The sequence below is a fragment of the Streptomyces sp. NBC_01723 genome, from assembly GCF_036246005.1.
GTDB lineage: Bacteria > Actinomycetota > Actinomycetes > Streptomycetales > Streptomycetaceae > Streptomyces.
Genome location: NZ_CP109171.1, coordinates 8436734 through 8459106, shown reverse-complemented (window position 1 = coordinate 8459106; position 22373 = coordinate 8436734). Strand labels below are relative to the sequence as shown.

Annotated in this window: 25 protein-coding genes and 2 pseudogenes; 12 read left to right on the top strand and 15 right to left on the bottom strand. The window is 72.5% G+C overall.

Going from position 1 to position 22373, the window contains the following annotated elements; translation table 11 throughout:
- Positions 1–15: 15 nt before the first annotated feature.
- The 5 genes and pseudogenes from OIE75_RS39310 to OIE75_RS39290 all read right to left on the bottom strand — a co-directional run bounded on the left by OIE75_RS39310 (position 16) and on the right by OIE75_RS39290 (position 3720).
- Positions 16–504 (bottom strand): diadenosine tetraphosphate hydrolase, encoded by a 489-nt coding sequence (locus tag OIE75_RS39310; RefSeq protein ID WP_329473790.1) that lies wholly within the window; start codon positions 502–504, stop codon positions 16–18.
- A gap of 74 nt (positions 505–578) precedes the next feature.
- A pseudogene (locus OIE75_RS39305) lies at positions 579–1359 on the bottom strand (DUF899 family protein).
- Positions 1360–1530: 171 nt separating this feature from the next.
- A complete protein-coding gene (locus OIE75_RS39300) occupies positions 1531–2079 on the bottom strand; it encodes a TetR/AcrR family transcriptional regulator (protein WP_329473789.1) in 549 nt (182 codons plus the stop codon).
- A 53-nt stretch (positions 2080–2132) separates the two neighbouring features.
- A complete protein-coding gene (locus tag OIE75_RS39295) occupies positions 2133–3524 on the bottom strand; it encodes an amidase (RefSeq protein WP_329473788.1) in 1392 nt (463 codons plus the stop codon).
- Positions 3511–3720 (bottom strand): hypothetical protein, encoded by a 210-nt coding sequence (locus tag OIE75_RS39290; RefSeq protein WP_307017150.1) that lies wholly within the window; start codon positions 3718–3720, stop codon positions 3511–3513. Before OIE75_RS39290 ends, OIE75_RS39295 begins: the two co-directional genes overlap by 14 nt.
- A 184-nt stretch (positions 3721–3904) precedes the next feature.
- On the opposite strand from OIE75_RS39290, the gene OIE75_RS39285 reads away from it, so the two are divergent.
- From OIE75_RS39285 to OIE75_RS39275, 3 genes are all read left to right on the top strand, one after another.
- A complete protein-coding gene (locus OIE75_RS39285) occupies positions 3905–4780 on the top strand; it encodes an MBL fold metallo-hydrolase (RefSeq protein WP_329473787.1) in 876 nt (291 codons plus the stop codon).
- A 78-nt stretch (positions 4781–4858) separates the two neighbouring features.
- Positions 4859–5242, top strand: a complete 384-nt coding sequence (locus OIE75_RS39280; protein ID WP_329473786.1) for a winged helix-turn-helix transcriptional regulator — start codon at positions 4859–4861, stop codon at positions 5240–5242.
- Positions 5243–5269: 27 nt separating this feature from the next.
- Positions 5270–6292 carry an NAD(P)-dependent alcohol dehydrogenase gene (locus OIE75_RS39275; protein WP_329473785.1) on the top strand — a complete coding sequence of 341 codons (1023 nt, stop codon included), beginning with the start codon at positions 5270–5272 and terminating at the stop codon, positions 6290–6292.
- Here OIE75_RS39275 and OIE75_RS39270 read toward each other — a convergent pair.
- Positions 6264–7274: a homoserine dehydrogenase gene (locus tag OIE75_RS39270; protein ID WP_329473784.1), complete on the bottom strand. Its 1011-nt coding sequence runs from the start codon at positions 7272–7274 to the stop codon at positions 6264–6266. The two genes, OIE75_RS39275 and OIE75_RS39270, sit on opposite strands and share 29 nt — an antisense overlap.
- A gap of 146 nt (positions 7275–7420) precedes the next feature.
- Between OIE75_RS39270 and OIE75_RS39265 the strand changes: the two genes are divergently transcribed.
- Positions 7421–8176 (top strand): DUF427 domain-containing protein, encoded by a 756-nt coding sequence (locus OIE75_RS39265; protein WP_329473783.1) that lies wholly within the window; start codon positions 7421–7423, stop codon positions 8174–8176.
- A gap of 8 nt (positions 8177–8184) precedes the next feature.
- On the opposite strand, the gene OIE75_RS39260 is transcribed toward OIE75_RS39265, so the two are convergent.
- The 7 genes from OIE75_RS39260 to OIE75_RS39230 form a co-directional block, all read right to left on the bottom strand.
- Positions 8185–8799, bottom strand: coding sequence for a hypothetical protein (locus tag OIE75_RS39260; RefSeq protein WP_329473782.1), 615 nt, complete (start codon positions 8797–8799; stop codon positions 8185–8187).
- 4 nt (positions 8800–8803) lie between these two features.
- Positions 8804–9640, bottom strand: a complete 837-nt coding sequence (locus OIE75_RS39255; RefSeq protein WP_307017136.1) for a carbohydrate ABC transporter permease — start codon at positions 9638–9640, stop codon at positions 8804–8806.
- Positions 9637–10608: a carbohydrate ABC transporter permease gene (locus OIE75_RS39250; protein WP_329473781.1), complete on the bottom strand. Its 972-nt coding sequence runs from the start codon at positions 10606–10608 to the stop codon at positions 9637–9639. Before OIE75_RS39250 ends, OIE75_RS39255 begins: the two co-directional genes overlap by 4 nt.
- Positions 10605–11942, bottom strand: coding sequence for an ABC transporter substrate-binding protein (locus OIE75_RS39245; protein ID WP_329473780.1), 1338 nt, complete (start codon positions 11940–11942; stop codon positions 10605–10607). The genes OIE75_RS39250 and OIE75_RS39245 overlap by 4 nt, the downstream gene beginning before the upstream one ends.
- A 117-nt stretch (positions 11943–12059) precedes the next feature.
- Entirely contained in the window at positions 12060–12785 is a 726-nt protein-coding gene (locus OIE75_RS39240) for a cupin domain-containing protein (protein ID WP_443078432.1), read from the bottom strand.
- Positions 12782–13723, bottom strand: a complete 942-nt coding sequence (locus OIE75_RS39235; protein WP_329473777.1) for a PmoA family protein — start codon at positions 13721–13723, stop codon at positions 12782–12784. Before OIE75_RS39235 ends, OIE75_RS39240 begins: the two co-directional genes overlap by 4 nt.
- A complete protein-coding gene (locus OIE75_RS39230) occupies positions 13720–14868 on the bottom strand; it encodes a Gfo/Idh/MocA family protein (RefSeq protein ID WP_329473776.1) in 1149 nt (382 codons plus the stop codon). Before OIE75_RS39230 ends, OIE75_RS39235 begins: the two co-directional genes overlap by 4 nt.
- 259 nt (positions 14869–15127) lie before the next feature.
- Between OIE75_RS39230 and OIE75_RS39225 the strand changes: the two genes are divergently transcribed.
- The 7 genes from OIE75_RS39225 (at position 15128) to OIE75_RS39195 (ending at position 21092) form a co-directional block, all read left to right on the top strand.
- A complete protein-coding gene (locus OIE75_RS39225) occupies positions 15128–16171 on the top strand; it encodes a LacI family DNA-binding transcriptional regulator (protein WP_329473775.1) in 1044 nt (347 codons plus the stop codon).
- Between the two features lie 105 nt (positions 16172–16276).
- A complete protein-coding gene (locus tag OIE75_RS39220; protein ID WP_240999968.1) occupies positions 16277–16567 on the top strand; it encodes a hypothetical protein in 291 nt (96 codons plus the stop codon).
- A gap of 25 nt (positions 16568–16592) precedes the next feature.
- Positions 16593–18299, top strand: a complete 1707-nt coding sequence (locus tag OIE75_RS39215) for a purine-cytosine permease family protein (RefSeq protein WP_329473774.1) — start codon at positions 16593–16595, stop codon at positions 18297–18299.
- Positions 18300–18386: 87 nt separating this feature from the next.
- The gene (locus tag OIE75_RS39210; protein ID WP_307017120.1) at positions 18387–19223 is read left to right on the top strand and encodes an alpha/beta fold hydrolase; all 837 of its coding nucleotides are present in this window, start codon (positions 18387–18389) and stop codon (positions 19221–19223) included.
- Positions 19224–19474: 251 nt separating this feature from the next.
- Positions 19475–20074, top strand: coding sequence for a molybdopterin-dependent oxidoreductase (locus OIE75_RS39205; RefSeq protein WP_329473773.1), 600 nt, complete (start codon positions 19475–19477; stop codon positions 20072–20074).
- Between the two features lie 2 nt (positions 20075–20076).
- Positions 20077–20778, top strand: a complete 702-nt coding sequence (locus OIE75_RS39200) for a ferredoxin reductase (protein WP_329473772.1) — start codon at positions 20077–20079, stop codon at positions 20776–20778.
- A 26-nt stretch (positions 20779–20804) separates the two neighbouring features.
- Positions 20805–21092 carry a DUF6510 family protein gene (locus tag OIE75_RS39195; RefSeq protein WP_307017114.1) on the top strand — a complete coding sequence of 96 codons (288 nt, stop codon included), beginning with the start codon at positions 20805–20807 and terminating at the stop codon, positions 21090–21092.
- A 49-nt stretch (positions 21093–21141) separates the two neighbouring features.
- On the opposite strand, the pseudogene OIE75_RS39190 reads toward OIE75_RS39195, so the two are convergent.
- Positions 21142–21366: pseudogene (locus OIE75_RS39190) on the bottom strand (aldo/keto reductase); the annotation flags it as partial.
- Here OIE75_RS39190 and OIE75_RS39185 point away from each other — a divergent pair.
- Entirely contained in the window at positions 21289–21453 is a 165-nt protein-coding gene (locus OIE75_RS39185) for a hypothetical protein (RefSeq protein WP_307017112.1), read from the top strand. The pseudogene OIE75_RS39190 and the gene OIE75_RS39185 overlap by 78 nt on opposite strands.
- 42 nt (positions 21454–21495) lie before the next feature.
- Here the strand turns inward: OIE75_RS39185 and OIE75_RS39180 are convergent, their stop codons facing one another.
- Entirely contained in the window at positions 21496–22350 is an 855-nt protein-coding gene (locus OIE75_RS39180; RefSeq protein WP_329474158.1) for an NAD-dependent epimerase/dehydratase family protein, read from the bottom strand.
- Positions 22351–22373: the final 23 nt, after the last annotated feature.

Genomic DNA, 22373 nt, shown 5'->3' with positions numbered 1-22373 from the left:
CGGGCCCACGCCCACTCACTCGCCCCCGCCGGCCCCTGCCAGCTCGTCCAGTTCGCGGACGATCGAGGCGCGCAGTACGTCATGTCGCGGACCCAGCCGGAACCGGTCGCCGCTCCACCGGTCCCGGGGATGCAGCCAGACGGGGGCCCCGATCAGGTCGGCCGGCTCCCAGTCGTAGCGCGGCCATACGTGCGCGTGCAGGAAGGGGTCCGTGTTGCCGAGGATCTCCAGGTTGACGCGGCGGAAGGCGGGGTCCAGGTGTCGGCAGGCACGTTCCACCGCTTCGCCGAGCCGGTCCATGTCGGACAGGAACGCCAGCCGTTTCGCCCTCGGCAGGTCGGAAAGCCGCTGCACATCCGGCTCGTCGACGAGGAGTACCGAGTAGCCCGGCAGGAACTGGACGTCCCCGATCACCGCGAACCCCGCCGCCAGTCGTCGCATCACGGTCGGGTTCTCACCCCTCAGCGCGGCCCCGATCCGATCCGTCCGCCAGTCATCAGCCATGGCCTGAACCTACCTTTGCCGCCACCGCCTCGACCCGGGGTCTGGAGCACTGACGCCGTGACCGCGGCCTCGAATCAGCCGTAGGGGCCGAGTCGGCCGAGGGTTTCCTCGGGGGTCGCGCCGGGGCGCGTCCACTGGGGAACGGGGCGGCTGGTCGGGCCAGGTGGCGTTGCCGCCCGCGTCCGAGCGCCACGAACAGCACGGCTCGCCGCCCTCGGGCCAGCCCTCGGGCTTGTCCTCCCACGCCTCGCCGCGACCGTACGGCGTGATGTCGAGCAGGGCGAGGGAGCCGTTGACCCGCTCGGTGCCGCGGCCCGTCGTGGAGTAGGTGAGGAAGACGCGGTCGCCCTCGCGCAGGTAGGAGGTGAGGTAGCCCATTTCGCCGCCGGCCGGTCCCTCCACACCGCGGACCGAGTACCAGGGCTGGGTGTAGCCCATGAACTCGACGTAGGCGGCGACCTCCTCCCAGCGGCCCGTGGTCACGACGGCGAACGAGACGCCGCGGGCGTTGAGGTAGACGGGGTCCTTCAGGTGCCAGACCGTGGTGGTGCAGCCCTCGCACTGCCCCTGGTGCGGTGCGCCGTCGTACCACATGTGTTTGTAGACCACGAGCTCGTCGCGGCCCTGGAAGAGGTCCAGGAAGGGGACCGTCCCGTCGGGTCCGACGACCTCGACCGTCCCGTCGAACTCGACCATCGGCAGCCGGCGACGGGCCGCCGCGAGGGCGTCACCGGCACGGGTGTGTGCCTTCTCGAGGACCAGCAGCTCGTCACGCGCGGCCTGCCAGGTGGTCTGGTCCGCCACGGGCGGACGGCCGGACGGCGCGGTGGTCGGGTCACTCGGCGTGTGCGTCATGGCATCCTCCGTGGTGTCTCGTGCCGGGCGGCGTCGCGCGCGGGCTGCGACGCTCACCGGGTTCAGACTCGCGCCGCGGCCGGAACTCATCGCGGATGCCGTTCACCAGGTTCATGGGCGCACCGCCCGACTGGACGGTGGTGGCCCCTGGCCACCGGGGTCCCGTGGTGGCTACAGCACCGTCGCCACGAGACGGCGGGCGTGGGCGGCGTCGAGGCCGTCGGGGCGGAAGAGGATGCGGTACATCAGGGGGGCCACGACGTGGTCGACGACCGTCTCGGTGTCGGGTGTCCGCTCGCCGCGCGCGGTGGCGCGGGTGAGGATGACGTCGATCTGCTCGGCGGCGTAGGCGGAGCACTGTCCGGCGTTGCTGCCGTCCGGATCGCCGAGCAGGGCGTCGCGTACGTAGGCGCGGCCGGAGGGGGAGGCCATCTCGTCCAGGAACTGCTCGGCCCACGCGGTCAGGTCGGCGCTCAGGTCGCCGATGTCCGCGGGTGCCGTCTCGGGGCGCAGCCGCTCGACCGCGACGTCGGAGAGCAGCTCCTGGAGGTCGCCCCAGCGCCGGTAGACCGTCGACGGCGTCACACCGGCGCGCTGGGCGATCATCGGGACGGTCAGGGCGTCCCGGCCCACTTCCGACGCGAGTTCGCGTACGGCGGCGTGGACCGAGGCCTGGACTCGGGCGCTGCGCCCGCCGGGGCGCACCATCGGGCGACTCATGGCTCCAGCCTAAAGCAAACGCGTTGCGTCTACGGGGCCCATATCCACGTCGCTCATGCCACCGGAGCCGGCTTGCGGGCGGGCATGGTCGCCTCGTACGCGCGACCCGCCCGCAGCAGCACGCTCTCGCCGAAGGGCCGGGCCATCAACTGCATGCCCACCGGCAGGCCCGCGGAGTCGTGGCCGACCGGAACGGACAGGGACGGGAGCCCGGTGATGTTGGCCGGGGAGGACAGCCGCACGTAGGCGTCGGAGACACTCTCGACGGTGCCGTCGGGCCAGGTGATGGTCTCGCTGCCGGCGGTCACGGCGGTGGCCGGGACCGTGGGGGCGGCGACGACGTCGACCTCGTCCAGCAGACGGGCCCAGGCCTGCCGCATGAGCGTGCGGGCGCGTTGGGCGCGCAAGTAGTCACCGGCGGGCATGAGTTCTCCGGCCTCGAGGAGGACGCGGACGTCCGCCTGGTACAGCTCGGGGACCGTGCGCAGGGTCCGTTCGTGGTAGGCGGTGGCCTCCGGCACCAACAGCCCCCAGTGGGTGGCCTGGACGTGGCGTGCCATCGGGATGTCCACGTCGACGAGGAGCGCGCCGAGGTCCTGGAGCCGGGCGATCGCGTGCCGTACGGCCGCCTCCACCTCGGGGTCGACGTGGTCGAAGTAGTAGTTGCCCGGTACGCCGACGCGCAGCCCGGTCAGGTCCGCGCCCTCGCCCGGCCGGTGGTCCGATCGTGGTGCGGGCACCGAGGCGGGGTCGCCGGGGTCGTGTCCGACCAGCGCCGGCAGGACCAGGGCCGCGTCCGCCACCGTCCGGGTGACGGGGCCGACGTGGTCCAGGGACCAGGACAGTGAGGTGACGCCGGTGCGGGGGACGAGGCCGTAGGTCGGCTTGAGCCCGACGACGCCGTTGAGCGCGACGGGCACCCGGATGGATCCGCCGGTGTCGGTCCCCAGGGCGAAGGTGGCGGCACCGGCCGCGACGGCGACGGCGGAACCGCCGCTGGAGCCGCCGGCGATCCGGTCGGGGGCCCAGGCGTTGCTGGTCTGCGGGGTGGTCAGGCCGTAGGCGAACTCGTGGGTGTGGGTCTTGCCGACCAGGACGGCGCCCGCGGCCGACAGACGCGCGGCCACGGTGCTGTCGCTCGGCGCGCTGTGGTCCGCGCGGACCCGGGAGCCGGCGGAGGTCGCGCTACCGGCGACGTCGATCAGGTCCTTCAGCCCCAGCGGGATCCCGTGCAGCGGTCCCCGGTGGCGTCCGGCCGCCATGTCCTCCGCCGCCCGGTGGGCGGCGCGGCGGGCCTGCTCGCCCACGACGGTGGCATACGCGTTCAGGTGCGGCTCCACCTCGTCGATCCGGTCGAGGACGGAGTCCACCAGCTCGACCGGGGACAGCCGTCGCGACCGGATCGCGTCGGCGGCGGCGGTCAGGGTCAGTTCATACGGCCGCATCGGGCTTCTCCTCCCCCGCGCGGTAGGCGGGTGCGGGCGGGGTGTCCCCGAAGTCGATCTCCCGGAGGGCCGCGACCACGGAGTGGATGTGGCCGGCTGTGGCCGCGACCGCGTCGAGGCGGTCGGCCGGAAGCGGGAGCCCTGCGCGGGCAGCCCAGTGGTACGCCTCGGACGGCGTGAGTTCATCGGCGGACACGGGCGTTTCTCCTGATCGGGTGGAGGACGAGCGACAAGCGCAACGCGTGTGCCGCTGCGCCAAAAGCCAACTGTTTGCTTTAGTCGACCATAGGACCTACGGTTCTTTAAAGCAAACGGATTGCTTTTAGCCTGCCGGGCGCCCTCACACCGTCCGGACACCGAACGAAGGACCGCGATCGACCATGCCGACTCCCTCCTGGACCGTGGGCGACGTCACCGTCCACCGCGTCGACGAGATCCCCCTGCCGCCCGCGACCGGCCCCTGGCTGCTGCCCGGCGCGACCACGGAGGTCGTCTCACAACACCCCTGGCTGCGACCCGACTTCGCCGACCCGGACGGCACCCTGCGCCTGGACAGTCACAGCTTCGCCTTCGTCGTGGACGGGCTGCGGGTCCTCGTCGACACCGGCATCGGCAACGGCAAGGAGCGGGCCAACCCCGCCTGGCACGACCTGCGCACGGACTTCGTCGAACGCCTCGCCGCCGCCGGATTCCCCCCGGACTCCGTCGACCTGGTGATCCTCACCCACCTGCACGCCGACCACGTCGGCTGGAACACGCGCGAGGTGAACGGCGCGTGGATCCCCACCTTCCCCAACGCCCGCTACGTCACCTCACGCACCGAGCGGGAGTTCTGGGCCACGTACGACATGGAGGAGGCCCGCCGGCAGATGTTCCGCGACTCCGTGATCCCCGTCGAGGAGGCGGGCCTGCTCGACCTCATCGACGTGCCGGGCGAGGGCGTCGGGATCACACCGGGCCTGCGCCTGGTCCCCACCCCGGGCCACACCCCCGGCCACGTCGCCGTAGAGCTGACCGCGCGGGGGCGGAAGGCGCTCATCAGCGGCGACTGCCTCCACCACCCCGTCCAGCTCGCCCGCCCCGGGATCGGGGCCTGCGTGGACATCGACCCGAAGCAGGCCGAGGCCACCCGCCGCCGGCTGCTGGGCGACCTCGCCGACACGGACACGCTGCTGCTCGGCACCCACTTCGCACCGCCCACCGCGGGCCGCGTCCGCACGCACGGGGACGCCTACCGTCTGGCGCCGGTGACGTAGCGGACGGCGGGGTCGGGCGGACGGTCCGCCGGGGCGATCTCTTGTGGTTACTCGGAAACCGTAGGAGAGTATGGGCGAATGAGTTCCAGACAGCTACTCAAGGGACTGCCCGAGGACGCCGACCTCAGGCGCGCGGACTCCCTCGCCCGGGAGATCTTCTCCGACGTCGCCAACAAGTGGGCGCTCCTCATCATCGAGGCGCTCGGTGAACGCACCCTGCGCTTCAGCGAGTTGCGGAACGAGGTCGAGGGCGTCAGCCACAAGATGCTCACGCAGAACCTCCGCATGCTGGAGCGCAACGGCCTGGTCGAGCGGACGGTGCACCCCACCGTCCCGCCACGGGTCGAGTACACCCTCACCGAGCCGGGGCGGGCGCTGCGCGCCACGGTCGACGCCATGTGCGGCTGGACCCAGCGGTACCTCGGCCACATCGAGGACGCACGCGGTCGCTTCGGCGGCTGACGGGCGCCAGGGGGGAAGGGCAGGCCGATGAAGGCGGTGGTCCAGGAGCGCTTCGGCCCGCCCGAGGTGCTGCGGGTCGAGGAGATCGACCGGCCCCGGCCGGCGGACGGTCAGGTGCTGGTACGAGTGCGCGCCGCCTCGGTGAACCCGTACGACTGGCACATGATGCGCGGGGACCCGTACGCGGCACGGCTGACGGGTGGCATGGGGTTCAGGCGTCCGAAGAGCCGGGTCGCCGGCATCGACGTCGCCGGGGTGGTGGAGGGTGTTGGCGCGGGTGTGGAGGGGCTCGGCCCCGGCAGCGAGGTGCTGGGCTTCTGTCCCGGTTCCTTCGCCGAGTACGGGTGCGGCCCCGCCGGGCTGCTGGTGCCCAAGCCGACCGGCCTCACCTTCGAGCAGGCCGCCGCCGTACCGATGGCCGCGGTCACCGCCCTGCGCGGCGTCCGGACCGTGGGCCGGGTCCGGTCCGGGCAGCGGGTGCTGGTCAACGGCGCGGGCGGCGGCGTGGGCACCTTCGCCGTGCAGATCGCCGCGGTGCTGGGCGCCGAGGTCACCGGAGTCTGCGGCGCCGGCAACGCCGACCTGGTGCGTTCCCTGGGCGCCGCGCACGTCGTCGACCACGCCCGACAGGACTTCACCGACGGAGGAGTTCGCTACGACGTGATCCTGGACAACGTGGGCAACCACCCGCCCGGCCGACTGCGCCGGGCGCTCACCCCCACCGGAGTCCTGGTGGCCAACGGGGGCGGCTCGCCCGGCCGGGTCTTCGGCGCGATCGGCTCCATGCTGAGGGTGACGGCGGCCAACGCCTTCACCCGGCAGCGGCTGGGTCCGATCCTCCCGGCGACCCCGGCCGGACCGGCGCGCGCGGACCTGCTCGCCGTCACCGCCCTCATCGAGGCCGGGCAGGTCGTCCCCGTGGTCGGCCGGACGTACGCGCTGGCCGACACGGCGGACGGCGTCCGCCACGTGGAGCGGGGCCACGCCCGCGGCAAGACCGTGATCGCCGTGTCCGGCGACGTCAGTGGAACCCCGTCCGGTCCGCCGTGACCTCGATGGTGTCCTTCACCATCGCCAGGGCCGCCCCCGTCGGACTCGACCGTCCACCGCTCACGGTCACGTCGCCCGCGTCCGGGCAGCCGAAGACCACGGCCTTCTCCGGCCCGGTGAGCGCGTGCAGCGGATCCCCGGGTTCCGTCTCCTCCAGGCGTACGTCCACGAGGAGGGGCCGGTCCAGGGAGGCGACGGCGACCGCCCGCAGGCGACGCGAGCGGGAGGACGCGCTCAGGGCCGCGCCGGCGGTGCCCTCGTCGACGGGCTGTGCGCGCACGCGCACCGACGCCGGGTCCCAGCCCCAGGCCAGTGCGGCGAGCAGCCGCACCTTGGTGGCGGAGTCCGCGCCGGACAGGTCGGCCGACGGGTCCGCCTCGGCGATCCCGCGCCGACGCGCCTCGCCCACCGCGTCGTCCAGCGAGTCGCCCTCGGCGAGGCGGTCGAGGACGAAGGTCACGGTGCCGTTGGGGCAGGCCCGGATGGTCCGGCAGCCCATGCCGCGCAGGGCGGTGCGCGACAGGTCGCCCGCGGGCAGCGCAGCCCCGGTCGCGCCGGAGATCCTGATCATGCCCCGCCCGGCGCGGGCCGCCGCACCGAGGTCTCCCCAGTGGGTGAGCAGATGGCTCTTGGTGGCCGTCACGACGTGGACGCCCCGGCGCAGCGCGGTGACCGCCTCGCGCGCGGCGAGCGCGCGCAGCTCGGGCGAGGAGGGCAGCGCCTGCGCGAACACGGCGGCGCCGGTCCGGTCGAGCGTCTCGTCCAGTGGCTCCGGCGGGTCCCAGGACGGGCGCGGTGGCACCGGCTGCCCGTCGTCTCCCAGCAGGCACTGGCCCGAGCTCGCGCGAACGGCGCGGACCACCGGGCGTACGCCGTGCAGGCGGGCGAGTCCGTCCCCGTGCCCGGCCAGGTGGTCGACGTACGCCCGGCCGACCGGGCCGTATCCGGAAAGGACCACGCCGGTCCGCGTCGCTTCGCCCATCGATCCGGGCTCCTCTCGCCTCGTGCCGCCGGTCCGCCGAGTGGCGCCCGACCCGGATGAGATCACACCATCGGAAGGGTGACGGCGCGAGGGCCCGGCGGGCCCTGCACGCCCGAACCGAATCGAACGAACCGAGGTGAGGACCGTTGGTGACCGAGTCCGTGCGGTACCCGAGTGCGATCGTGCCCGTCGGGCACGTGGAGCCCGTGCCGCGCCGTGTCCGTGGGCTGGTAGGCGGCCGTGCCGTCTTCGACACGCGGCGTGCGCTGTACGTCTGGGAGTGGCCCCCGTATCCGCAGTTCGGCATCCCGCTCGACGACCTGGCCGAGGGGGTGGTGCTGACCGCCGACGGCGAGACCCGGACCCTGGGTGCCTGGCCCGCCCGGCGCCACTCGCTGCGCTTCGGGTCCGAGGTCCGCGAGGCGGCGGTCTGGGTCTGGGACTACGAGGCGCCGGAGCGGGTGCGCGGCACCGTCCGCTTCGAATGGGAGGCGCTGGACAACTGGTTCGAGGAGGACGAGCCGGTCTTCGTGCATCCGCGGAGCCCGTACTCGCGGGTGGACGCGCTGCGCTCGTCCAGCAGCGTCCGCGTGGAGCTGAACGGCGAGGTGCTGGCGGACGCACCGCACTGCGTGACCCTGTTCGAGACGGGGCTGCCCACGCGCTACTACCTCGACCGCGCGTACGTCGACTGGACGCGGCTCCTGCCCTCGGACACGGTCACCCGCTGCCCGTACAAGGGGACGACGAGCGGCTACTGGTCCCTGCGCTCCGATCCCGGGGCCCACCCGGACCTGCTCTGGGCGTACGACTTCCCGACCCCGCAGGTCCAACGGATCGCCGGTCTGGTCGCGTTCTACGGCGAACAGGTCGACCTCCGCGTGGACGGGAGGCCGGGCTGACGTCCGGGTCAGTCCGCCCGCCCCTCCCCCGTGCCGCGCATGTCCACGACGGTGGCCGCGAAGGCGAGCGGGCCGGGGAGCAGCGGAATCAGTACGGGTATCGACCAGGCGAGCAGCGCGGCCAGCACCACCGCCGCGGCCAGCAGCAGGGTGCCGCGAGGGCCCGCGACGGAGCGCAGGAAGCCCTCGCGAGGCGAGAACCGGTGCGGGGCCGGCAGTGCGGTGGTGCGCAGGGCGACCACCGCCAGGCCGAGGGTGAGCAGAACCAGCGCCGGGGCCATGAGGCCCGCCCCGGGCAGGCTGCCGCGGATCAGCGCCGAGTCGACCAGCAGGGCGACGACCAGCAGCGGTACGGCCAGGCCGCCGGCGAGCGAGCGCGCTGTCAGGTGGGCGCGCAGGTGCCCCAGGTAGCCGCCCGCCCCTACGGACGCGCCGTCCTCCGCGGCCCGGCGCAGGGTCGCGGACGCGGCGGCGAAGGCGGCCGGCGCGGTGACGACGGGAAGGCAGGCGACGCTGGTGAGCACCCCCACCAGCAGCACGTCCGCGAAGAGGGTGAACCCGGCCGAGAAGACCTCCCCGGGTTCGCGGCGGTCGCCGGGCGGCAGGATCGGTGCCTGGGTCATGGTGTCAGCCCTTCAGTCCGGAGGTGGCCATGCCCTGCACGAGGTAGCGCTGGAAGACGAAGAAGAACAGCACGATCGGCAGCACGGAGATCACCGACATCGCGAACATGGGCCCGTACGCCGAGGTGCTGGACTGGTCGACGAAGCTGCGCAGGGCCAGGGTGATGGTGAACTTCTCCGGGGCGAACAGGTAGATCATCTGTGTGAAGAAGTCGTTCCACGTCCAGATGAAGGTGAAGATCGCCGTGGTGATCAGCGCCGGCCGGCTCAGCGGCAGCGTCACCGACCAGTAGGTGCGGAAGGCGCCGCAGCCGTCGATGCGGGCGGACTCCTCCAGCTCGCGCGGCAGTCCGCGCATGAACTGGACGATGAGGAAGACGAAGAACGCCTCCGTGGCCAGGAACTTCGGCAGGATCAGCGGCCAGTAGGTGTCCACCATGCCGAGCCGGTTGAAGATGATGTACTGCGGGATGAGCACGACGTGGTGCGGAAGCATCAGCGTCGCCACCATGAAGGCGAACATCACCTTGCTCATCCTGAAGCGCAGCCGGGCGAACGCGTAGGCGGCCAGCGAGCAGGAGAGCACGTTGCCGACCACCGCGCCGCCGGCGATCAGCACGGTGTTCCGGAGCAGCCGGGTCACGGGGACCCCGGACACGCCGTCGAGGGCGGTCGTGTAGTTCGACCACTCCAGGTGGCTGGGCCACAGGTCGAGGCTGGTCACCACCTCGTCCGCCGGCTTGAGCGACGTGGCGAGCAGCCAGGCCAGGGGGTACAGCAGGACGAGCAGGCCCACGACGGCGATCGTGTGCGGGATCCATCGCCTGGTGGTGAGGTTCATCGTCCCTCCTCGTCCGCGTAGAAGACCCAGGACCTGGACGTCCTGAACAGGATCAGGGTGATGATGCCGATGGCGATGAGCAGCAGCCAGGCCATGGCCGCGGCGTAGCCCATGTGGGAGGCGGTGAAGCCGCGTTCGTAGAGGTAGAGCGTGTAGAACATGGTCGAGTCGGCGGGGCCGCCCTCACCACCGCTGACCGCGAAGGCCGGAGTGAACACCTGGAAGGACTGGATCATCTCCAGGACCAGGTTGAAGAAGACCACCGGGGACAGCATCGGCACGGTGACGGAGACGAACTGCCGCCAGCGGCCCGCGCCGTCCAGCGCCGCCGCCTCGTACAGCTCGGGCGAGATCTGCTGGAGGCCGGCGAGGAAGATCACCATGGGGGCGCCGAACTGCCACACGGTCAGCAGGACGATGACGTAGATCGCGAGGTCGGGGTTGCCGACCCAGCCGCCGGTGTCGATGCCGACGGAGCCGAGGATGTCGACGACCGAGCCGCCGTCGTTGAACAGCGCGCGCCACACCAGGGCGATCGTCATGCTCGCCCCGAGCAGGGAGGGCGCGTAGAAGGCGGAGCGGTAGAAGGCGCGGCCCCGGCCGAGGTTCTTCAGGAGCATCGCCGCCCCGAGTGCGAGGAGCAGCTTGAGCGGGACGGCGACCACGACGTACAGCAGCGTGGTGCCGACCGACCGCCAGAACCGGGGGTCCTCGGTGAGCATCTCCTGGTAGTTGCGCAGGCCCACCCACTGCGGCGGGTCGAACAGGTTGTAGTCCGTGAACGACAGGTAGAGCGACACGGCCATCGGCACCAGCGTCAGCACCGCCGCGCCGAGCATCCACGGGGTCAGGAACACATAGGCGGGCCACTGCTGTTCGCGGCGGCGGGGGCGGCGGCGTTTGGCCGGCGGCCGCGACTGGGCCGGGCGGTCGGCGCGTGCGGGCGCCCTGGTCGACACTGTGCTCATGACCGCAGCTCCCGTTCGGCCTCGTCGATGAATTCCCGCGCCGCCTCGCGCGGCGAGGTCAGTTCGTACATCACGCGGTGGTAGGCGCGCTTGAACGCGGTCTGGATGGCGACGTCGCCCCGCGGCGGTGCGGGGGGCGGGGCGTCCAGACCGTACGACTCCATCTTCTGCGCGTACTCGTAGATCTCCTTCTCCGCGCCTTCGAGGGTCTTGGCGACGCGGGCGGCGATCGTCCGGTTGGGGGGTGTGGAGCGGGTGAAGCCGAGGATGTCGCCGGCCCGCTCGTCGTTGAGCAGGAAGTCGACCAACTCGGCTGCTTCCTCGGGGTGTTCGCTGTTGGACCCGACCCCGAGGAGCATGGAGGGCTTGAAGTACGCGCCCTGGCGTCCGTCGGCGGTGGGGACGGGTGCGAAGTGGACCTGGTCGCCGAGGAGTGCGGGGTACCCGGGGAAGGGCGCGTCCCAGGTGAAGTCGGCGGCGGCGAGCCCTCGGCCCATGGGCGACAGCTCGGTGGTGCTGGCCTGCGAGGTGTCCTTGGCCTCGGCGACGACACCTTCCTCGCGCAGCTTGTCGCAGAAGGTCCAGAACTCGGTGAGGTCGTCCTCGGTGAAGCCGAGTTCCGTCTGGCTCTTGTAGAGCTTTCCGCCGCGGCTGCGCAGCCAGTCCTCGAAGATGTCCTCGTTGACACCGTTGTCGTTGGCGCCCACCATGTCGCGTCCGTCGGGGGACTTCAGTCCCAGGGCGGCGATCCTCCGGTTGGCCTGCGCCCACTCCTCCCAGGTCCAGCCGGGCTGCGGGGTGGGGATGCCGGCCTTCTGGTAGACGGTGGAGTCGTAGGCGTAGCCGGTGATGCCGCGGCCCATCGGCAGGGCGTACTGCTTGCCCTCGAAGGTGCCCGTGCGGACGAACTCCTCGTCCATCTCGGAGGTGCGGATCGTGCCGTTCTCGACGGAATCGCCCAGCGGCAGGAGCGTGCCACCGCCCGCGTACTGGGAGATCTGCCGGTAGTCGAGCTGGGCCACGTCCGGGATGCCGCCGCCCGCCGCCTGGGTGGCCAGCTTCTGCATGTACGAGCCGAAGTCCGCGTTGGAGGTGCGGACCTCGACGCCGGGGTGTTCCTTCTCGAACAGCTCCACCGCCTTCCTGGTGCGTGCGGCGCGGTCGTCGTTGCCCCACCAGGAGAACGTGAGGGTGACGCCGCCGGACGACACGTCACCGGAGGAGGAGCACGCGCTGAGCGACGCCGTCAGTGCGGTGCTGAGACCGACGGCTGCCGCGGCCAGGACGGCCCGGCGGCTCAGGGGCCGGCGCCGGCCGCTTCGGGGCTCGGGCATGGGTGCCTTCCCAGGGTTGCGAGGACGGGTGGACGAGGGCGGGCGGCGGGCGGCGTGGACCGGGCCCGCCGGGACGCCGCAGGAGGCGGCCGGTGGGATGCCGGGGTGGGTGCCCGGTCAGATGCCGGGATAGACGGCCAGCCGGCCGCACATGCCGAAGCGGCCGCTCGCCCTGGGGCCGGTGGCGGACACCCGGGCCTCGGCCAGGTGCCCGTCGTCGTTGCCGCGCAGTGCGTCGAGTTGGGCCCGGGTGGCCTCGGCGGCGGCGTGCGCGCCGTCGAGCCAGCGCTGTTCCCAGTCGTCCAGGCGGGGCCGCACCAGGTCGGCCGCCGCCCGCTGGAACGCGGCCAGGGGCTCCGGGTCGCCCTTCTCGGTCGCCTCGCGCAACTCCAGGAAGCGCCGCGTCGCCAGATCACGGCGGGCGCGAGCGATCCGCGCCTGCTCGGCCTCGGGGGCGTCGGCGGGGATACGGACGGCTTCGGTGTACGCGTCGGCGTCGGTGAGCAGGTCCTGGGGCAGGGTGAGCACCGCGTCACCCGCCTCGGGCAGTCCGCTGTTCTGCATCACGACGGTGATCTCGAGACCGCCGTCGTTGACCAGGCGGTGGATCGTGCCGGGCGTGAACCAGGCGACCGTGCCGGGCTCCAGCGGCGTCTCCCGGAAACCCGAGGTGGTGAGGGTCTGCACGGCCCCCCGGCCCGCCGTGACCACGTACCCCTCGCTGCACGTGAGGTGCAGGTGCGGGGTGCCTCCGCCGGGCAGTCCCTCGACGGTCGGCCAGTCGTACACGGTCAGGCGGGAGACGCCCACCGCGCCGGGAAAGCCGTCGTACGCCGTGCTCACCACGTGAGTCCCTCCAGGTGTGCGGCGACCTGTGCGCGGTCCCAGGCGCCGTCGGCGACGACCACGCGGTAGGCGCGCGCGAGCGTCTCGCCGGGCGGGAGGACCAGCTCCTCGTGGAACGCCCAGGACGGGGCGACCGCGGCGAACGGGTCGCTGCGCACGAACCAGTGCGCCGGGTGCGTGCCCTTCTCTCCCAAGTGGTCGTTGGAGGGCGCGTGTTCGAAGACGACCGTGGCGTGGCCGTCGCGTCCGTCGTGCTCGCCGACGTAGGCGAGCCACGGGGCCTGGGTGCCCATCAGGTCGCCGTCGGAGGAGCCGGCGGACTCGGCGGACTCGGCGGTGAAGACCCGGCCGTCGCGGAAGGCGCGGGGGCCGCGCCAGAAGAGGCCGGTGTATCCGGCGGCCGGACGGCCGTGGGTGGTGGGGCTGCCGAACCGCAGGTCCTCGTCGCGCCGGTTGGTCACCGCAGACGTCCAGGTGAGCGTCCAGCTGCCGGTCTCGGTGTCGACGTCGCGCACCTCGACGCGGCGCTCCTCCTCGGCCCACAGTTCACCGTCGTGCGGGTGCCAGGTCAGCCGCTCGGCGATGACGGCGCGGTCGCCCGAGGCGCTGACCTCCTCGAAGGACACGTGGGCCATCGAGCCGACCTTCTCGGGCAGGGCGAGGTACCCGTCGCCGTGCACGTAGGTGTTGCCGCCCCACAGGTTCTGGCCCGACAGGTGGGAGGCGGTCAGCTGGAGTCCCTTGTGCCAACGGTGGTCGTTGGGACGGTAGTCGGTGACGAGACCCCCGGAGAGGGTGCGGACCGGGTGCAGGTACGGCTTCGGCGCCTCCCAGCCGGCCTCCGGCCGGTACACGTACGAGAACAGCTCGGTGCCGGCCGCCCCGTGGGCCACGGTGATCCGGTCGCCGTGGACGTGGGTCAGTGAGAGCGTCATGCCTGGTCCTCCTCCTCGCGGGTACCGGCCGGCGCCCAGCCCGGGGCGCCGCCGTGCAGTTCGGTGTAGTACGGGTCGCCGGGGCCGATGTCGCCCGCGCGCACGGTCGTGTCGGTGAACGCCGACTTGTACAGGGCGGTGATCAGCTCCAGCGTGCGACGGCCGCCCGCGCCGCTGGTCGCGTGGCGCCGGCCGTTCCTGATGTCGTCGACCAGGACGCGCAGCTGGGCCAGGTGCGAACTGGGTTCGTCGGCGCCGAAGTCGCGCCAGGCCGCCGCGGTCTCCTCGGGGACGCCGGGCGCGGGGATGATGCGCCAGTCGGCGTTGCGGTAGCCGTACAGGTGGGTCACCTCGACCGTGGCCAGTTCGCAGTCGATGCGTATCCGGCTGACCTCGTCGGGGCTCAGCACGCTGTTGACGAGGGTCGCGACGGCTCCGTCGGCGAAGCGGACCAGGGCGGTGGAGACGTCCTCGGTCTCCACGTCGTGCACGAGCCGGGCCGCCATGCCGCGCAGTTCGGTCCACGGGCCCATCAGGTCGAGGAGCAGGTCGGTCTGGTGGATGCCGTGGCCCATGGCCGGGCCGCCGCCCTCGGTGGCCCAACGGCCCCGCCACGGCACCGCGTAGTAGGCCTTGTCGCGGTACCAGGTGGTCTGGCAGTGGGCCACCAGCGGCCGGCCCAGCGCACCGCCGCGCAGCAGGGCGCGGACGTGCCGTGCGCCCGAACCGAAGCGGTGCTGGAACACGATGGAGGCGTACGGCGCCGCGTCGTCTCCCGACTCGGCCGCCTCGACGGCGTCGTAGTCGGCCAGCGAGGGGCAGGGCGGCTTCTCGCACCACACCCAGGCACCGGCCCGGAGCGCGGCCACCGACTGGTCCCGGTGCACGGCGGGCGGGGTGCACAGCACGACGAGGTCGGGACGCACCTCGGACAGCATCGCGTCGAGGTCCGTGGACGCGTGCGCGATCCCGTACTCGTCGGCGAACGCGCGCGCCGCATCGCCGTTCACGTCCACCGCGGCCACGATCTCCACCTCGCCGTCGGCGGCCAGTTTCTGCAGGGCGGGCAGATGGCTGGACCGCGCGATGGATCCCGTACCGACCACCGCCGTACGCAGTGGTGCGGGCGAAACGTGCGAAGACATGCGGACCCTCTCGTGAGCCGGACGGGCGAGCACTGCGGGCACAGTGGTGATGTGCTGAGGTGGGGCGGCCCCGGATACGGATCACCGGGCGGCAACCCGCTCGTAGCAACCGCTTGCTATCGTGTTCCAACGTTGTAACCGCCGTGCGTCCGCAAGGTCAACCCTCTGTCCGGAAAAGACTCGACGTCGTTTTCCGCGTCCTGACAAGTGGGGTCCACGGGGGCATAATCTGCGAAAAACTGGGTGAGGGGGACGGACAGTGGCCGCGGCGACACTCAAGGACGTGGCGGAGCGCGCAGGGGTTTCGATCAAGACGGTGTCCAACGTTGTACGCGGCGTCCCGCGGGTCTCGGACGCGACCCGTTCGCGGGTGCTGCGGGCGGTGGAGGAACTCGGCTACCGGCCCAATCCCTCGGCCCGCAGGCTCCGTACGGGCCGCAGCGGTCTGATCGCCCTGGTCGTCCCCGAGCTGGCCACTCCGTACTTCGCCGAACTCGCCCACCACGTGCGCAGGGAGGCCACCCTGCTGGGCCTGACCGTCCTGACGGAGGAGTCGCTGGGGGACACCGCGGAGGAACTGCGTCTGGCCAACGGGGTGGGCGCGTCGCTGCTCGACGGTGTGATCCTCTCCCCGCTGCGGGTCACCCCCGCCGAACTCGCCGCCGTCACGGACGAGTTCCCGCTGGTCCTGCTCGGTGAGCGCACCTATGGACGGGACCGGGTCGTCGCCGACCACGTCCTCATCGACAACGTCGCCGCGGCCCGGGACATCACGGCCCACCTGGTCGGGCTGGGGCGGCGCCGGATCGCCGCGATCGGCGTGGACCACCAGGGCTCGGCGACCAGCCGGCAGCGCCTTGAGGGGTACCAGCAGGCCCTGCACGCCGCCGGACTGCCCTTCGACCCGCGGCTGGCGCCCCGCGTGGAGGAGTTCGACCGCCGCAACGGCCTGCTGGCGATGCGCTCCCTCGTCCCCCTGCCCGCCGCCGATCGGCCCGACGCGGTCTTCTGTTTCAGCGACCTGCTGGCGATCGGCGCGCAACGCGCGTTGCACGAGGCCGGCCTGGACATCCCCGGCGACGTGGCGGTGGCCGGCATCGACGGCTCCGAGGAGGCGCGGTACAGCACCCCCTCCCTCACCTCCGTGGTCCCCGACAAGGCGGCCATCGCCGCACTGGCCGTCAAGTGCCTGGCGGCGCGCATACGGTCGCGGGCACCGCTGCCGTTCGAGGTTCATGTGGCGCCGCACTGGCTGGAGGCCAGGGAGTCCACGCTGGGCGGGTGTCACGCGGTCCGCGCCTGAGCGGTGCACATGATCGTGAGGGCAGAAATCCTTGCCCTCACCGCTGCGCAAGGGCGCTCGACGAGACACTGAGCGCCGCGACTCGTCCTCCTAGGCTCTGCGACCATGGACATCCCTAGACGCCTCGTCGAACTCCAGCTGGCCGTAGAGGCGGCAGAGAATCGCTACCGCAACAACTCCGGAGACAACGCCACGATCGCACTGGCCGTCTGGTCCGACGCCACCGCCGCACTGGTCCGGGGCATCACCGCCCTCTCCGAAGAGACGGGTGTACCGCGCCGGGAGCTGGAAGTGGCGGTGGAGCGCGCGGCACGGCCCCTGGCCCCGGCCCTGCCACCGGCGCCCCGCCCCGCGGGCGCGAAACGTGGCCGTCATGCCGCGGAGAGCGACGGGTAACGCGCCACACCTACGGTCGTCCGCCATGGACACGACGAGGGCGCAGGACGCGCGGGTGACGAGCGCGGCGCCGCACACGGCGGAGACCACCGGAGCGGAGCCCGGCCGGAAGACCGGACCGGGCACCGACCAGGCCGTACGGGAGACCCTGGAGGACTACACCCTGCGCTTCGCGCCGCGCAGTTACCGGCGCTGGAGCCCGATGGTCGTGGCCACCACCGCACTGGGCGGGATCGCCTACATGGCGGACTTCTCCATCGGCGCGGGCATCGGTCTCACCCATGGCACCGGGAACGCCCTACTGGCGATCACGGTGGCCGCCGTGGTCATCTTCGTCACCGGCTTCCCGCTCGCCTACTACGGCGCCCGCTACAACATCGACCTCGATCTGATCACCCGCGGCTCCGGTTTCGGCTACTACGGGTCGGTCCTCACCAGTGTCATCTTCGCCAGCTTCACCTTCATCTTCTTCGCCCTGGAAGGGTCGATCATGGCCCAGGGCCTGGAGTACGGCCTGGGGATGCCCCTGTGGCTGGGCTATCTGGTCTCCACCGTCATGGTGATCCCGCTGGTGATCTACGGCATGAAGGCGCTGAGCAGGCTCCAGGTGTGGACGACCCCCGTCTGGCTGCTGCTGATGGTCGCGCCGCTGGTCTACCTGGTCGCCACCGACCCCGGTTCGGTCGACCGCTTCCTCGCCCACGCGGGGACGGACGGCGACGGCGGGGTCAACACCGCTTCGGTACTGCTGGGCGCGGGCGTCTGCCTGTCGCTCATCGCCCAGATCGGCGAGCAGATCGACTACCTGCGCTTCATGCCGCCCAGGACCGAGGCGAACAAGCGCGGTTGGTGGACGGCGGTCGTCATGGCCGGGCCCGGCTGGGTGGTGCTGGGCGCGCTCAAGCAGGCCATCGGCGTCTTCCTCGCCGTGTACGTCCTGGCCGAGGTCGGGCCGGCCACCGCGACCGAGCCCATCCAGCAGTTCAGGAGCGCGCTGGACGCGATGCTGCCGTCCTGGACGGTGGTTCCGCTGGCGGTGGCGCTCGTCGTGATCAGCCAGATCAAGATCAACGTCACCAACGCCTACTCCGGTTCGCTGGCCTGGACGAACTCCTTCACCCGGGTGACCGGGAACTACCCCGGGCGTCTCGTCTTCGTCCTGGTCAACCTGGGCTTCGCCCTCGCGTTGATGGAGGCCGACATGTTCAGCTTCCTCAACAGCCTCCTCGGGTTCTACTCGAACTGCGCGATCGCCTGGGTGGTCACGGTGGCCACCGACATCGGCGTCAACAAGTACCTGCTCAAGCTGTCCCCGCACGCACCCGAGTTCCGGCGCGGCATGCTGTACGCCGTGAACCCGGTCGGAGTGGTGTCCTTCGTCGCCGCCTCCGGACTGTCCATCGCGATGTACTTCCACGCCCTGGGCGACGCCATGCAGCCCTACTCCCCCGTCGCCGCGGCGGTGATCGCCTTCGTGCTCACGCCCGTCACGGCCGTCGCCACCAGGGGCCGGTACTACCTGCGGCGCACCGACGACGGCATCGCGGAGCCGCCGCTGGACCCGGAGGGCAACCCCAGCGCGGTCACCCTGGAGTGCCACGTCTGCGGGGAGCGCTACGAGCGACCCGACATGACGGCCTGCCAGGCCCATGCCGCGTTCGTCTGCTCACTGTGCCTGAGCACCGACAAGGCAGCCGTCCACGTGCTGCCCCCGTCCCCGGCGTCCGCCTGAGCGGGGTCGTCCGTTGACAGTGGGGGCTAACAGCAATAGCTTGGAGCTAACAACGTTAGCCGCTGCTGGTTCACCACGGGGAGTGTCATGACCGAGTACCTGGCCGTCGACGGCGGCACGATCGCATACGAGGTGTCGGGCTCTGGGCCGCTGATCGTCCTCGCGCACGGCATGGGCGACAGCCGCGCCGCTTACCGTGCCGTGGTCCCGCCCCTGGTGGAGGCCGGTTTCCGGGTCTCCACGGTCGATCTGCGCGGCTGCGGCGAATCCAGCGTCGACTGGCCGGCCTGGAGCCGCACCGACATCGCCGGCGACCTGCTCGCCGTGGTGCGTCATCTGGGCGGCCCGGCCGTGCTCGTCGGCCACTCGATCTCCGGCGGCGCCGCCACGGTCGCGGCGGCCCGCGAGCCCTCGCTGATCACCTCGGTGGTGGAGCTGGCGCCGTTCACGCGAGCCCAGTCGGTCCGCCTCGGCGATCTGCGCGTACGGCGTGTGCGGCGGGGCATGCTGCGGCTGCTCGGCGCCGGCGTATTCGGCAGCCGGCCGCTGTGGCGCTCGTACCTCGACGTCGCCTATCCGGGCCCGAAGCCGGCCGACTGGGCGGAGCGGACGGGCCGGATCGACGCGATGCTGCGCGAGCCCGGCCGCATGAAAGCCCTCCAGGGCATGGGCCGCAGCACCCCGGGCGACGCCGGCGCGCAGCTGGCCAACGTGCGCTGCCCCGTCCTGGTGGTGATGGGCACGCTGGACCCCGACTGGGCCGACCCGCGCGCCGAGGGCACGGCCGTCGTCGACGCCCTCCCCCCGGGACTCGGGCGCCTGGAGATGATCGAGGGCGCCGGGCACTACCCGCACCACCAGTTCCCGGAGCGAGTGGTCTCCCTCGTCCTCGACTTCGTGCGGACGGACGCCGCGCGCGCCTAGGTGTGCCGTCCCGGGACGTTGTGACGGGCGTGCCGGACGCAGCCCCTCGTACCGGGCGCACTCGGAGCTTCGCCCGGTACGGCGAGAGTGCGTGCCGGGCGCCGCGGGGCTGAGGCACCTCCCGGCCGGAGGCTGGGGGGAAGGACTTTGCGGACACGACCTTGGCATCGTGCACGAGTGGCCGGTGTCCCGGGAGGCGACCACACTGGGGAGGGCGTGCCATCCGGAACCTCCGAAGGGAGGACGCCGCTGTGACCTCCTTCTCACCCGGCTTCCACGGACGCCCCCGCGCCCTCGCCGACCGGCTGCCGCCCGGTCAGTACCCCACCGAGTCCTTCCCGGTGCTCTCGGCCGGCCCGACGCCCCGCGTCCCGACCGAGACGTGGACCTTCACCCTCACCACGGAGACGGGTGCCACGCACAGCTGGACGTGGGACGAGATGATGGCGCTGCCGCAGCAGGAGACGGTGCACGACATCCACTGCGTGACCCGGTGGTCGAAGTTCGACACCCACTGGCGGGGCGTGCCCCTTACGGCCTTCCTCGACGACGTCGAGACCGCGGCCGACCACGTGGTGGCCGAGGCGTACGGCGGCTACACCACCAACCTCCCGTTGGAGGACGTCCTCGACGGCCGGGCGTGGGTGGCGCACACCTACGACGGCTACCCGCTCTCCCCCGAACACGGCGGACCCGCCCGCCTGCTCGTGCCACACCTGTACTTCTGGAAGTCGGCGAAGTGGGTGAGCGGCCTGCGCCTCACGGTCGAGGACGAGCCGGGCTTCTGGGAGTCGGTCGGCTACCACAACTACGGCGACCCCTGGCGCGAGCAGCGCAACTGGGGCGACTGAGCGTGGCGGGCCACTGGTTCGGTGCCCGGCTCGTGGAGCGCCGCGCGCAGACCGCGACCGGCCGCACCCTCGTCCTCGACGTACCCGGCTGGCCGGGCCACCTGCCCGGGCAGCACGTCGACGTGCGGCTGACCGCGGACGACGGCTACCAGGCCGTGCGCAGCTACTCCCTGGCCGCCCCCGCCGACGGGGAGCGGGTCGAGCTGGGCGTCCAGGCCGTCCGGGACGGCGAGGTGTCGCCCTACCTGGCCGACGTGCTGCCGACGGGCGCGCGGGTGGAGCTGCGCGGGCCGCTCGGCCAGTGGTTCGTGTGGCGGACCGGGCAGAGCGGTCCGGTGCTGCTGGTCGCGGGCGGGTCGGGGGTCGTGCCGGTCACGGCGATGCTCCGCGCCCACCGCGCGGTGCGCTCGGACAGTGCGTTCAGCCTGCTGTACTCGGTGCGCGGTCCCGACGAGGTCTGGTACCGCGAGGAACTCGCCGCCCGGGACGACCGGCTCGACGTGCGCGTCCTCTACACCCGGCGCGCGCCTCGCGGCGAGGTGAGACCGCCGGGACGTGTCTCGGCGGCCGACCTCGGCACGACGCCGACCGGGCCCGGGACCGTGTACGTCTGCGGCCCCACCGGCTTCGTGGAGTCCGTCGCCGACCTGCTCGTCGGTCTGGGGCGGCCCGCCGCCGACATCCGCACCGAGCGGTTCGGGTGAACCGCACGCACCCACGGGAGACGCTCATGGCACAGGACACCGGCCGTCCGTCCGGGACCCATCAAGACGGCAACCGCCTCGCCGGCCCCCTCTCGGAGATCCTGCGCGCGGAAGCCACCACCGCCTGGTGGCGCTGCCCCGACTGCGGCCGCTCGGGCCCGCTGGCCGAACTGCACGTCTACGGCCCGGAACCGGGCCTCACCGCCCGCTGCCCCGCCTGCTCACGCGTCGCCCTGCGCATGGTGCCCGAGGAGGGGCACATGTGGCTGAGCCTGGGCGGCGCGACCGGGGCCTTCCGGTTCCGCACGGCCTGACGCGGGGTCACGTCCAAGAGCACCGGCGGAGCGTGCCGGCCCGGAACGCTCAGCCGAGCGGCACGTCCGCGTAACGGCTCCGGACGGCATCCAGGGAGGCGAGAGCCGCGCTGTCGAGGGCGACTTCGCCCACCTCGATGTTCGCGACCAAGTGGGCGGCATCGGCGGTGCCCGGGATGAGCAGCACGTTGGGTGCATGGTGGAGCAGCCAGGCGAGACCCACCTGGGCCGGCGCGCGACCGAGGGACCGGGCCGCGGCGTGCACCGCGGGCTGACGGCCGCCGAGGACGACCCGTCGCGCACCGGCCGGCTCCTCGACCTCGTCATGGACGCGCTGCGTCCGCCGGTCCCGTCGCCGTGACGCCCTGAGCGGGCGAGACCACGGCAGGCACCGGGCACCGGCTCACAGCAGTCCGGCCTCCCTCGCCGTCCACACCGAGGGGACCAGGGGCCGGTAGCCGAGCTCGCGCCGGATGCGGTCGGTGGACAGCACGCCGTGCCAGGGATCCGTGGTCTCGCGGTCATGGACCTCCCCCGGCACGGGAAGACCGTTCAGCAGGAACAGGTCGACCGTGGTGACCGGGGCGTCGTCCGCGATGTTGTAGACGCCCCGCGCGCCCGGCGCGTACAGCAGCCTTCGGAGGCCCTGCGCCACGTCCACGTGGTGACCCATGTGCAGGCGCTGCATCGCGGGCCACCGCGGAGCCCACGCCATCACGTCGGTGAGATGCGGGTCGCCCTCGCCGTAGACGAAGGGCAGCCGGGCGATGCGCAGGTCCCTCAGGCCGTCCAGCCGGGCGAGCGCGCGCTCCGCCTCCCACTTGGACTCGGGATAGGCGCCCCACAGATGCGTGCCCGGCACGGTCTCGTCGCTCTCGACCAGCGGCCTGCCCCTCCCGGCGCCGTAGACCAGTCCGGTGCTGACCTGGACGAACCGCCCCACCCCCGAGGCGGCCGCCGCCCGGCCCAGCTCCACGGCGGCGTCGTGGTTGACCGCCCGCGCCTCCTCGTCCGGGACACCGCGGAACGCGGCGGCGACGTTGACCACCGCGTCCACGCCCGCCGTGGCCCTGCCCAGCACCCCCGTGTCGCGCAGGTCGCCCACCAGCACCTCGGCCCCGAGCGCGGCGAGACGCTCGCCGTGCGCCGCGTCCCGTACCAGCACCCGCAGCCGCTCTCCGGGGGCCGCGCTCTGCAGCAGCCTCGGCACGAACCGCCGTCCCACCTGCCCCGTCGCTCCCGTCACCAGGGTCAGCATGGCCGCCTCCTCATATGTCGTAT